Annotated in this window: 10 protein-coding genes and 1 pseudogene; 9 read left to right on the forward strand and 2 right to left on the reverse strand. The window is 61.1% G+C overall.

Annotated elements, in window-relative coordinates; translation table 11 throughout:
- Nucleotides 1-13 precede the first annotated feature (13 nt).
- From E4T63_RS12545 to E4T63_RS12565, 5 genes are read left to right on the forward strand one after another with little or no spacing between them, the layout of a single operon-like run.
- On the forward strand, nucleotides 14-1,066 hold the full coding sequence (locus E4T63_RS12545) for an agmatine deiminase family protein (protein WP_135295607.1): 1,053 nt from the start codon (nucleotides 14-16) through the stop codon (nucleotides 1,064-1,066).
- A 3-nt stretch (nucleotides 1,067-1,069) separates the two neighbouring features.
- Complete coding sequence (gene aguB / locus E4T63_RS12550) at nucleotides 1,070-1,978, forward strand: N-carbamoylputrescine amidase (protein WP_135295608.1); 909 nt, start codon at nucleotides 1,070-1,072, stop codon at nucleotides 1,976-1,978.
- Between the two features lie 2 nt (nucleotides 1,979-1,980).
- A complete protein-coding gene (locus tag E4T63_RS12555) occupies nucleotides 1,981-3,084 on the forward strand; it encodes an extracellular solute-binding protein (protein ID WP_135295609.1) in 1,104 nt (367 codons plus the stop codon).
- 47 nt (nucleotides 3,085-3,131) lie between these two features.
- A complete protein-coding gene (locus E4T63_RS12560) occupies nucleotides 3,132-4,253 on the forward strand; it encodes an agmatine deiminase family protein (RefSeq protein ID WP_135295610.1) in 1,122 nt (373 codons plus the stop codon).
- A 50-nt stretch (nucleotides 4,254-4,303) separates the two neighbouring features.
- Entirely contained in the window at nucleotides 4,304-5,326 is a 1,023-nt protein-coding gene (locus E4T63_RS12565; RefSeq protein WP_135295611.1) for a GlxA family transcriptional regulator, read from the forward strand.
- A gap of 234 nt (nucleotides 5,327-5,560) precedes the next feature.
- On the opposite strand, the gene E4T63_RS12570 is transcribed toward E4T63_RS12565, so the two are convergent.
- Both E4T63_RS12570 and E4T63_RS12575 read right to left on the reverse strand, forming a co-directional pair.
- The gene (locus tag E4T63_RS12570) at nucleotides 5,561-6,580 is read right to left on the reverse strand and encodes an AraC family transcriptional regulator (protein ID WP_098968396.1); all 1,020 of its coding nucleotides are present in this window, start codon (nucleotides 6,578-6,580) and stop codon (nucleotides 5,561-5,563) included.
- A gap of 90 nt (nucleotides 6,581-6,670) precedes the next feature.
- On the reverse strand, nucleotides 6,671-7,366 hold the full coding sequence (locus E4T63_RS12575) for an SDR family NAD(P)-dependent oxidoreductase (RefSeq protein WP_027613831.1): 696 nt from the start codon (nucleotides 7,364-7,366) through the stop codon (nucleotides 6,671-6,673).
- A gap of 439 nt (nucleotides 7,367-7,805) precedes the next feature.
- Between E4T63_RS12575 and E4T63_RS12580 the strand changes: the two genes are divergently transcribed.
- From E4T63_RS12580 to E4T63_RS12595, 4 genes and pseudogenes are all read left to right on the forward strand, one after another.
- Nucleotides 7,806-9,302 carry a sensor domain-containing diguanylate cyclase gene (locus E4T63_RS12580; protein ID WP_098968397.1) on the forward strand — a complete coding sequence of 499 codons (1,497 nt, stop codon included), beginning with the start codon at nucleotides 7,806-7,808 and terminating at the stop codon, nucleotides 9,300-9,302.
- 169 nt (nucleotides 9,303-9,471) lie between these two features.
- Nucleotides 9,472-9,558, forward strand: a pseudogene (locus E4T63_RS28855) (oxidoreductase); the annotation flags it as partial.
- A gap of 119 nt (nucleotides 9,559-9,677) precedes the next feature.
- Entirely contained in the window at nucleotides 9,678-9,899 is a 222-nt protein-coding gene (locus E4T63_RS12590) for a hypothetical protein (RefSeq protein ID WP_098968507.1), read from the forward strand.
- A 162-nt stretch (nucleotides 9,900-10,061) separates the two neighbouring features.
- A complete protein-coding gene (locus E4T63_RS12595; protein WP_135295612.1) occupies nucleotides 10,062-12,188 on the forward strand; it encodes a TonB-dependent siderophore receptor in 2,127 nt (708 codons plus the stop codon).
- Nucleotides 12,189-12,192 lie beyond the last annotated feature (4 nt).

The raw sequence follows: 12,192 nt of genomic DNA on the forward strand, positions 1-12,192 counted from the left end.
AGAGGTGCTTGTCATGCCGCGCAACGAGAATAACAACAACGCTTGGATGATGCCTGCCGAATGGGTGACGCATGCCGCGACGTGGATGGTCTGGCCGCATAACCAGGCGCTGTGGGAGTCGGGCTGGCGCGTGACTTTGCCGCTGGTGCAGGAGGATTTCGCCCGGGTCGCCAACGCCATCGCCCGCTTCGAACCGGTGAAAATGGTCGTCGATCCCTCGGCGGTAGCGAGCGCCAAAGCCCTGTGCGGGCCGAACATCGAGCTGATCCCGCTGGCGGTCAACGACAGCTGGTGCCGCGACTCTGGCCCAAGCTTTGTCTGCCACCCGCAACAAGGGCTGGCCGGTGTCAGCTGGCGCTTCAATGCCTGGGGCGGCAAGTCGGCGCATGAGCTGGACGAAAGCCTGGCGCGGCGCGCACTTAATCATCTGGGGCTGGAATGCTTCGGCACGCCGTTGAGCAACGAGGGCGGGGCGATTCATGTCGACGGCGAGGGCACGCTGATCACCACCGAGTCGGTGCTGCTCAACCCCAATCGCAACCCGGGCATTGGCAAGGCCGAAATGGAGGAGATTTTCAGCCGTTTGCTCGGCGTGAAGAAAACCATCTGGCTGCCGGGCGACCCGGACTACGTCACCGGCGACATGACTGACGGTCACGTTGATGGCGTCTGCGCCTTCGCCCGTCCCGGCGTGTTGCTGGTGGATGCGACCCACGACCAAAGCTCGGTGTACGCCGAAGTGGTCCGCGAAAACCGTCGTGCGCTGGAGTTGGCGACCGACGCCCAAGGCCGCCGGTTCGAGTTGATCGAACTGTTCGAAGCCAGCGAAGCGGTGGACAGCGACGCCGAAGTGTTCTGCGCCTCGTACACCAATTTCTACATCGCCAACGGCGCGATCATCATGCCGGCCTACGGCATCGAGGCCGACGAGGTGGCGGCCAAAGTGCTGGCGCAGGCGTTCCCCGGACGCGAAGTGGTGCCGGTGCGCATCAATCATCTGGCTCATGGCGGCGGCGGGGTGCATTGCATCACTCAGCAGCAACCCGCCTGGCCGGTGGAGGGTTGAGTGATGAGCCATCTGACCATCGCCACCACCCAGATGCCGTGCACCTGGGATCTGCCGCGCAACCTCGATCAGGCCGAGCAACTGGTGCGTGAGGCCGCCGAGAAGGGCGCGCAGGTGATCCTGTTGCAGGAGTTGTTCGCCACGCCGTATTTCTGCATCGAACAGAGCCACAAACATCTGGCGCTGGCCGAGGAGTATCGCGACAGCCGCGTGCTGCAGCGTTTCGCTGCGCTGGCCAAAGAGCTGGGCGTGGTGTTGCCGCTGAGCTGGTTCGAGAGGGCCGGCAACGCCTTCTTCAATTCGTTGAGCGTGGCCGATGCCGACGGGCGCCTGTCGGGGGTGTACCGCAAAACCCACATCCCCAACGCCATCGGCTATCAGGAGAAGGAATATTTCAGCCCCGGCGATAGCGGTTTCCGCGTTTGGGACACCGCATTCGGCCGCCTCGGTGTGGGTATCTGCTGGGATCAATGGTTTCCCGAGACCGCGCGTTGTCTGGCGCTGATGGGCGCTGAAGTGTTGCTGTTCCCCACGGCTATCGGCTCCGAGCCGGGCTGCGCGGTGCTGGATTCTCGCGACCACTGGCAGATGACCATGCGCGGCCATGCCGCCGCCAATCTGCTGCCGGTGGTGGCGGCCAACCGGGTCGGGCGAGAAGTGGCAACCACCGATCCGTCGCTGCAGATGAACTTCTACGGTTCGTCGTTCATCAGCGATCACAAAGGCCAGTTACTGGCCGAAGCCGACCGCGACAGCACGGGCGTGCTGGTACACAGCCTCGATCTCGATGCGATGCGCGAAGAGCGCCTGTGCTGGGGCATTTACCGCGACCGCCGGCCGGACATGTACGGCGCGCTGCTCAGTCAGGATGGTCGCCACCTTCATGCACGCTGGAACACTCAAGGGGTTTGAACATGGCTACGCACCACAAAAGATTACTGGGCGCGCTGGGCCTGGCACTGACTTGCGTGATTCCGGCGCTGCATGCCGAGGACAAAACCCTGCGCCTGTACAACTGGGCCGATTATTTTGCCGAAGACACCCTGAGCCGCTTTACCGCGGAAACCGGGATCAAGGTGATTTACGACGTCATGGATGGCAGCGAAACCCTCGAAGCGAAAATGCTTTCTGGCGGTAGCGGCTACGACCTGATCTTCCCCGGCGACACTGTGGCCGAGCGCCTGATGCGCGCCGGCAGCCTGATGCCGCTGGACCCATCGAAGCTCACGGAGGTGGCCGACATCGAGCCCGGCTTGCAGAAATTGCGCAGCCACTACGAGCACTCCAGCAAAGCCACCGTGCCCTACACCTGGGGCACCATCGGCCTGACGTACAACGCGGCGCAGATCAAGCAACGCATGGCCGACGCGCCGGTCAACAGCCTGGACATGCTGTTCAAGCCGGAGCTGGCGGCGAAGTTTGCCGATTGCGGTATTTCGCTGATCGACTCGCCAGACGAAGTGCTGGCAGTCGTGCTCAATTATCTGGGCCGCGATCCGCGCAGCGCGAAACCGGCGGATCTGGCGGCGGCCAGTGAGCTGCTGATGAAGCTGCGGCCGTACGTGCGCAAGTTTCAGTCGCAACCGGTGACCGATCTGGTCAACGGCAACCTGTGCCTGTCGCTGGGTTACAGCGGCGATATGACCCAGGCCCAACGCACCTCGGACAGTGCCGGCAAGACCACCCGGTTCGAGTACCGCATCCCTCGCGAAGGCACCACTGTGTGGATGGACACCATGGCGATTCCTGTCGATGCGAAACACCCGGAATACGCCTACGCGTTCATCAACTTCGTGATGCGCCCGCAGAACATGGCGGCGATCAGTAACTTCACCGGTTACCCGACTTCCAACGCCAAGGCGCGGGACAGCGTCGACGCCGCGATGCGCAATAACCCGGACATCTACCTCGACGAGGCGACCTATGCTCGATTGATCCCGGGCAAGGACATCCCCCAGGCCGACATGCGCGCACGGATGCGCACCTGGACCAAATTCAAAACCGCCACTCAGCCATGATTCAACCGCCGGCGCCCGGTCGCCGGCCCTTTTCAGGAAAACCAGATATGTCGACGCGTCGTGAGTTCATCAAACAGCTATCGGTCGCTACAGGTGTCAGCGCCGCAGTCATGGGTCTCGGGCTGGCGCCGGGCAGACTACTGGCGGCCAGTGCGGGGGATTGGTTCATGCCCGACGAGGGCGACAAGCACGAGCGTGCTTTCATCGCTTTCGGCGCACAGGATGCGATCTGGGAAGATTTCACCGCCGATGTGCAGGCTGCGCTGGGCCGCATTGCCCGCACCATTGCCCGTTATGAACCACTCACGGTGTTCTGTCGCAGCGGCGAACGCAGTCTCGCCGAAGAGTATTGCGGCACCCGCAACGTCACCTACGTGACCGCCGCGCTCGACGACATCTGGATGCGTGACATCAGCGCCAATTTTGTCATCGGCGACAAGGGGGGCCTCGGCGCGGTGGACTTCAATTTCAACGGGTGGGGCGACAAACAGCGGCACAGCAAGGATGCGAAAATCGCCGCACGGGTGGCCGCCGATGCACAGGCGACCTACCTGCGCAGTGAACTGGTGGGCGAGGGCGGCGGCATCGAAGTCGATGGCCACGGCACCGGGATCATGACCGAGAGCAGCTGGATCAACAGCAACCGCAATCCCGGCTGGAGCAAGGCCGATGTCGAGGCTGAATTGAAGGAGCGTCTGGGCCTGCGCAAAATCATCTGGCTGCCGGGGATCAAGGGCAAGGACATCACCGACGCCCACGTCGATTTCTATGCGCGGTTCATCAAGCCCGGTGTGGTGATCGCCAACCTCGACAGCGACCCTGAATCCTACGATCACCAAGTCACGCTGGCGCACCTGGAGATTCTCAACAAAGCCACCGACGCTGATGGTCGCAAACTGCAGATCCACACGATTTCGCCGCCGCTCAAGCCGCGCAAAAGCAAGTTCAATCAGAACAACCCGGATTTCGCTGCCGGTTACATCAACTACTTCGTGATCAACGGCGCGATCATCGCCCCGGAATTCGGCGACAAGGCAGCCGACCAGAAGGCTTACGACCTGCTGTCGAAGCTGTACCCGCAGCGCAAAGTCGAGTTGCTGAACATCGATGCGATTGCTGCCGGCGGCGGCGGGATTCACTGCGTGACCAGTCATCAGCCGCAAGCGTGATTGACTCTTTGGCCCATCAAGCCAACTATCGGCGCATAACAACATGACCGATGGGCCAGACCTTGATCGAACGACGTCAATTCAGCGGAGGCATGAAGGGTAAAAACCTCCGCTATCTGAATGAGCAAGCCGCCGAGACCCGCATCACCCGCACCGGTTTCCTGTTGCTGGAGCACTTCTCACTGCCGGCCTTCACCCAGGCGCTGGACACCATTATCACCGCCAACCTGTTGCGCGCCGGACTGTTCAGCTCGCGCACGTTCGGGCTGGGCGAGGGTGAAGTGATCAGCGATCTGGGGCTGGTGATTCGCCCGGATGCGCGGATTGACGCCGCCAGCCTTGCGGATCTGGACGTGCTGGTGGTGTGCGGCGGCTACCGCACTGAGCTGAAGGCCAGCGAGGAGTTGAACAGCCTGCTGCGCTCGGCGGCGGAGCGTGGGGTCAGTCTGGCTGGTTTGTGGAACGGTGCGTGGTTTCTCGGCCGCGCCGGGCTGCTCGATGGTTATCGTTGCGCGATCCACCCGGAACACCGTCCCGCACTCACGGAAATTGCCAAAGCCACTCAGGTCAGCAGCGAACCTTATGTGATCGATCGCGACCGGCTCACGGCATCGAGCCCGTCCGGGGCTTTCCATATGGCGCTGGACTGGATCAAGAGCCTGCACGGCAAGGCGCTGGTCGAAGGCATCGAGGACATTCTGGCGTTCGAGGAGTCGCGGTACCGGCGGATCAAACCGGATGAAAACCTCTGCGTCAGCGCGCCGTTGCGCGAGGTGGTCAAACTGATGGACGCCAACCTCGAGGAGCCGCTGGAGCTGGAGCAACTGGCAGTGTATGCCGGTCGCTCGCGGCGGCAGCTGGAGCGTTTGTTCAAGGAGCAACTCGGCACCACACCGCAGCGCTATTACCTGGAATTGCGCATCACCGAAGCCCGGCGCCTGCTGCAACACACCGAGCTGTCGCAGATGGAAGTGCTGGTGGCCTGCGGTTTCGTTTCGCCGAGCCATTTCAGCAAGTGCTACAGCGCGTTTTTCGGTTATCGCCCGTCCAGGGAAAAACGCCTGGTCAAATAACCCGCGCTGTTTCTACTGCCAGCCACAGACCGACCCCTGTGGTTAGTGTCAGAACCACTGGCTTAGCACAGACTAATGTGGGAGCGGGCTTGCTCGCGAAGGCGGTGTGTCAGTCAGCATATGAATTGGCTGACACGGCCTCTTCGCGAGCAAGCCCGCTCCCACGGTTTTAATCGAGTGGTGTCAGGTCCACTGGTTTAGCGCAGGCCAATCAAGCTATAGGCCAGTGACGCTTCATCGGGCGCGCAGCAACTTGCGGTAATCCACCGGCGAAATCCCGCGGGCCTGACGGAAGGAATGGCTGAAAGAACTGGCCTGCGAGTAACCCAGCATCAGGGCGATGTTCATGATGCTGGTCTCGGTGCGGCGCAGGTAATGGTCGGCCAGTTCCATGCGCATGGTTTCCAGCACCTGATTGAAGTTTTCCCCTTCGGCCGCCAGTTTGCGCTGCAAGGTGCGCGGCGAAATCGCCAATTGTCGGGCCAGGCTTTTCAGGCTGAAATCGCCCGTCGGCAATTGCTCGGTGAGCAGCGCGCGCAATCGATCTGTGACCGAAAACGCCGGATACGACAGGCACAACTGCCAGTCGGCCTCCAGCAGCATGCTGCGATGCATGCGCGGGTCGGCGCCTTGGATCCGCGTCGAGAGCGTCGACTCGGCAAACACCAGTGCATTGCTCCCGGCCTCGAACTGCACCGGACAGCCAAAGAAGTGTTCATACAGCGCCGGTTCGCCCACCGCCGAATGCATCATCCGGACTTCCAGCATCGGCTGATTACTTGCGATCAACCAGCGGCCGAACGCTGCCCAGCCGACCATCAGCGCTTCCTGATGCAGGGCGCAATAGGGCTCCATTTCACTGATGCGTTGATCTTCGAGGGTCACGCGGCCGTCGCCGATGACGATCCGGGTCTGGCTGGACGGACTGTCGTAAACGATCTTGCCGAAACGCAGAATCATGTTCAGCGATTCGCCCAGTGTCGCGCTGGTCATCAGCACATAACCCAGCACGCCGTAGGTGCCCGGGCGTACGGCGGCGCCGACCAGCAGGCCGAAATGCGGCAGGTTGCTGCTGAGCGCCGCCAGTTCCAGCAAGGCACGCAGTTGGCGCATGGGAATGCGCACGATCGAGTCGGACAACTGCTCGCGTGAGAGTCCGGTCTGCTGCAACAGCCAGTCGCCATCGCAGCCGTATTGTTCGGCGACATCAAGGACGTGGTTAACGAAGGCAGCGCTGGAAGTGGCGGGTCGCATGGGGGGAGGGGAAGTCCGGTAATCCGGTGATCTTGCTTTTCCGAAAGGTGAAGAAAGCGACGTCGCCAAGGCGCGCGGCGTCGATAGACCCTACATGCGCCCGATCACCGGAATGCCGGTTCCGGTGACGGCCGACGCTTGTTCCGAGATCAGAAACAGAATGACCGCCGCCAGTTGTGCGGGCGTCACCCAGCGCTGGTGCTCGGCGTCGGGCATGGCTTCACGGTTTTGCGGGGTGTCGAGCACGCTCGGTAACACGGCATTGACCGTGATGCTCATGTCCTTGAGCTCTTCGGCGAGGCTTTCGGTCAGGCGCAAAACGCTGGATTTCGACGCGGCGTAAGCGCCCATGCCCAGCCCGGCCTTCGCCGCCATGCTCGATCCGATATTGACGATGCGTCCCGCCGAGGATTGCAGCAGCAATGGCAGCAAGGCTTTGCTGGCGTTCAATGCGGTTCGAAGGTTCAGCGAGTAGAGCCGATCCCAGGCCTCTATCGCACTGCCCAGCAACGGCTCCCACGCATAGCCGCCGGCGCCGTTGACCAGGGCGTCGAGGCGTCCGAAATAGCGGTTGATCTGGTGGGCGACTGCCTGGCAATCGGCAAGGGAGGTCAGATCGATGCCGGACAGGACCAGTCGATTGTGGGAACTGGGCATCGCCATCGTCGCCTGATCGATCAGCACCAGATCCGCGCCCTGGGCTGCGGCCATGTCCGCCAGGGTCTCGCCGAGATTCCCCAGGGCGCCGGTAATCGCCACAACGCGCCGTGAGAGTGACTGAGTCATCAAGAGTCCTTTCCTTTTTAAGGGCGCATACTCTAATGATATCGGTGGCCCGTGGCATGCTTTTGGATGTCAACTTGTTGTGCAAAAGTGCCAAAATTTTATGCTTGGCAACACATCACGAAAGGGTCGTGAAACAGGCGTCAGAAAGTTGGCTTCTGACGGTGGGCGCCAAGCGGATTCTGAAAGCCTGGCGATGGTTTGGTCTGGCATTCTTGTCGCTGTTTCGCCAAGTGCAAAGCCTGTCCTGAAGTCTTTAGCACGCTTTTTCCGGACGACGCAGCGCAAATCGGAAGTATGTCTTTTTTGCGCGACATAATCTGTTGCTGCAGCAAGCCAGTGCTGCTTGTATCCTTGCGCGCGACAAGGACACGCGGCTGCAGTCATCGAGTCGGTCGACCCGCCGCAGGAACGGAAACCGGACTTTCCCAAAGGTAGTAATGTGAAGCGTGATACCCGCCTGGTTGTGCTTTTGTTGTTGGTGATCGGTTGTTCCCTCGGGTCACTGACGGTGTGGAAAGTATTGGCCTCTCGAGAGCGCGCACTGGAGGAAGTCAACGTTCATGGCTTGAACCTGACCCAGGCGCTGGCGACTTATTCCGAAGGGATCGTTCGCCAGAGTTCGTTGCTGCTGCTCGGGATCGTCGAACGTCTGGAAACCGAAGGCAGTGGCCCCGCGCAGATCCAGCGTCTGAGCGCACTGGTCAATCGTCAGGAACCGCTGATGCCGCAGCTCAGCGGCATCACCATCTACGACAACCAGGGCCGTTGGCTGATGTCGTCCAACCGACCGATTCCGGCCGGGGCCAACAGCAGTGATCGCGTCTACTTCACCCATCATCGTGACGACCCGAGCCGCGAGACCTTTATCGGTCCGCCGATCCAGAGCCGCTCCAATCAGGAGTGGGTGATCACCGTCAGTCGCCGTTTCAATGACGCGCACGGCGAGTTTGCCGGTGTGGTGGCGGTGACCCTGGGAATCGAAAACTTCCTGCGCCTGTTCGGCAAGATCGACGTCGGGCAGGAGGGGGCCATCGGCTTGTCCTACACCGACGGCACGTTGCTGGTGCGCTATCCCTTCCGTGAGCAGGACATGGGGCGCAACTTTTCCAAGTCGCCCATCTATGCGAAGTATTTGGTCGATCGATCCGTCGGTACCGCGTCGTTTACCTCCAGCCTCGATGGCGTCGAGCGGCTCTACGCTTTCCGCAAGAGTGACCGGCTGCCGCTGATCACCACCGTCGCCCTCGGCAAACGCGAAGCCCTTGCTGCGTGGCGCATGGAAGCCTGGCTGTCGGCAGTGGTGGTCACGGGGCTGCTGGGGCTTACCGGGCTCATCGGCTGGTTTCTGATTCTCGATATTCGCAGGCGTACCAGGGCAGAAGACCAATTGCGCGGGACGCAGCAGCAGTTGCTTTCCTCCAATCGTCAGCTTGAGTTACTGGCGATGAAGGACGCCCTGACCGGCCTGGCCAACCGGCGCTGCTTCGATGAGAGCCTCGCCATGGAAGCCCGGCGCGCACAACGTGACGGCACGACGCTGGCGTTGCTGATGATCGATATCGATTACTTCAAGCTATTCAACGACTCGTTCGGGCATGTCGCCGGCGATGCCTGCCTGCAGAAGGTCGGCACAATCCTCGAAGGTTGTGTGCGGCGCCCGTCGGATCTGGTAGCGCGTTACGGCGGCGAGGAGCTGAGCGTGATCATGCCGGCCACCGACAGTGACGGTGCTGCAGTGGTCGCGCAGTTGATCCTCGAACGCTTGGAGCAAGCGAACATCGCACACCCGTCCAGCCCATTCGGCCGGCTGAGTGTGAGTATCGGCATCGCTACGGCCTCGGGGGCGCAACTGCAATCCTTGCAAGGGTTGATCGAGGTCGCCGATCAGGCGCTGTATAACGCCAAGACGCTGGGGCGTAACCGGTTTGTGAAGTGATCGGTGGGCGTTAATCCGATAGATCGCCGTCAGGCTGACTTTCATGCCGGGCGGGAACCCGCTGGGTGTCTTTTGATGGCAGACACCCAAACTGGCGACTGAATTGCGACGGGCTTTCGTAGCCCACTCGATGGCAGGCACTCGCCCCATCCAGCCCTTCGCCGAGCTCGCAGCCCGCGCGATCTCGGATGATTTGTGCCAGGAAACGGACAAGATCCGCGTCACGGTGGTGTGCCCGGGCGTCGTCGAGTCCGACTGGCCGCTTCATTTATCGAGGCCGCAACGAAAACCATCCGTCGCGCCATCAGTCGCCGCCGCTGAACACTCCAGAACCGCAGCCCTCTACCGACTTACAAGTCACCCGGGGTAATGACCATGAGCGACGATGGGAAAGAGCAGGCGTTGGCCGCCTGGCGAAAATTACTGGAAGAGCCAGCGATCCGTATGGACGCCGAGGATCAATACGACGAGTTGCTGAAAATGGCCGATAGCATGGAACAGCAAAGGCTGATTACAGCAACTGAATGGCGCCAGTTGGTGCGCAAGGCCGGGGCGAGGTTCGTCCAGGCCACCGAGGGGCTTTCGGGCGGAACATAAAAATTCGCGGGGCAGGGTGCAGAGCGACGGTGTCTCCCTTACCAGGGATAACGCCGTTAATGGGAATCTGTATTAATTGCGAATAATTTTGTATAGCATGCGCGGGAGTTTTTTGGCGGATTCACCCCCTGCATTGGCCTATTCGTAAAGGTTTCCCTCTCCATGCGTCGAACCCTGCTTTCCATTTGTGTGCTGCAAGCATTGTCGCCTGCCTCATGGGCTGATCAAACGGGGGCATCACCCTCAACGCTGGAGCTGGACGCAACCGATGTCATCGGTACTGCGAATTACGAAAGGGCGGACGGCCCGGTGCAGGGTTATCGCGCGACGCGCTCGGCCAGCGCCACGCGCACCGACACCTCGATCCACGAAACTGCGCAATCGATCAGCGTGGTCTCGAAGGATGCGGTCGAAGATCTGGGCGCCACCCGATTGCAGGACGCGCTGGACTACGCCGGCGGCGTGGGGCGGGCGAACAATTTTGGTGGGCAGGGTCTGACCACGTTTACCGTGCGTGGCTTCACCACTGGCGAGTTCTATCGCAACGGTTTCCCGATCAACCGCGGCTATCCGAACATGCCGGATGCCAACACAATCGAACGCCTCGAAGTGCTGCGCGGCCCGGCCACCATGCTCTACGGTCGAGGTGATCCTGGTGGCACCTTCAACGTGGTGTCCAAGCAGCCATTGCCTGAAAGTAGCGTCACCCTGGGCAGCCAACTCAACGATCAGGGTATGAAACGCGGCACGCTGGACGCTTCCGGCCCGCTTGACGAAGAGGGGCGTCTGGCCTATCGCTTGAACGTTGTGGGCGAGGGCGGCGACACCTTCCGCGATCACGTCGAAACCGAGCGCTACGGCATCGCGCCGGTGCTCACCTGGCAGGCAACCGACACGACCAAGCTGATTTTCGAAGGCGATTTCATGCGCAACAACGCGCCTCTGGATCGCGGCCTTACCCGTTACGCAAAACAGACGGGAACCGCTTCGCGCGACAGTTTTTTCGGTGAAAAAGACGCTGGCAAACTGCATAACGACAACAACATGGCGCAAATGCGTTTCGAGCACATGCTCAATGACGACTGGACCCTGGGCGGCGGTTTCCAGTGGCTCGACGGTTCGCTCAAGGGCAACGCAATCGAGGCCAATGGCATTGCCGATGACGGCCGCACCCTCGGGCGCAATTTCAACTACCGCAAGCTGGAGTGGACCGACAAGGATACCCAGCTCAACCTGACCGGGCATTTCGATACCGCGGGTTTGCAGCACACATTGCTCACCGGCATCGAGTACGAGGATTACGACTACAAGTCGATCATCCAGCGCTCCAGCGGCGCCGTCGGTGCGTACCCGATCGACATCTTCGACCCGGTCTACGGCCAGCCGCGCCCGGCGCTCACCCGCACGCCGACGCACGACAAGGAAAACCTCAAGACGTATGCCGCGTTCGTGCAGGATCAGGTGGCGTTGACCGATAAACTCAAGGTGTTGGCCGGGGCGCGTTTCGAGCGCTTCGAACATGACTACGAAACTTACGTGCCCGGTGGCAAGAGCTGGCAGGCCAGTGACAACGCGGTGACTCCGCGCATCGGCGTGACCTATGACCTGACCGAGACATTGGCGATCTATGCCGACACGGCGCGCTCTTTCAAGCCGAACACCGGCGCCAGTCGCCAGGGCGGAGGGTTCGAGCCAGAGAAGGGCAAGTCCTATGAAATGGGACTCAAGTGGGAAGCGCTGGATCAGCAGTTGAGCGTCGACGCGGCGATCTATCAGATCGAAAAACGTAACGTGCTGACCACCGACCCGGTTGACTCGACCTTCAGCGTTGCGGCCGGCGAGGTGCGCAGCCGTGGATTCGACGTCAACGTGGCCGGCAACCTGACGCCCGAATGGCGGGTGATGGGTGGCTACGCCTATGTCGATGCCGAAGTGACCAAGGACAATGTGCTGCGCTCTGGCACGCGGCTGATGAATATCCCGAAGAACAGCTTCAGCCTGCTGAACATGTATGAGTTCCAGGACGGCACCTTCAAGGGACTGGGCCTGGGCACTGGCCTCAAGTACGTCGACGAGCGCGCTGGTCAAACTGCCAACACCGCGTTTTCGATGGGCAGCTATACCGTTGTCGACTTGCTCAGCTTCTACAAGATCAATGACAAGGTGCGGCTTAATCTCGACGTGAAAAACCTCTTTGACCGAGATTATGAAGAGGGCGCATTCGGCAACGTCTATGCCTACCCGGGGGCGCCGCGAACCGTGCAGGTCGGCGTTTCCTACACCTTGTAGCAGG

The sequence above is a fragment of the Pseudomonas fluorescens genome (assembly GCF_004683905.1).
Taxonomy (GTDB): domain Bacteria; phylum Pseudomonadota; class Gammaproteobacteria; order Pseudomonadales; family Pseudomonadaceae; genus Aquipseudomonas; species Aquipseudomonas putida_A.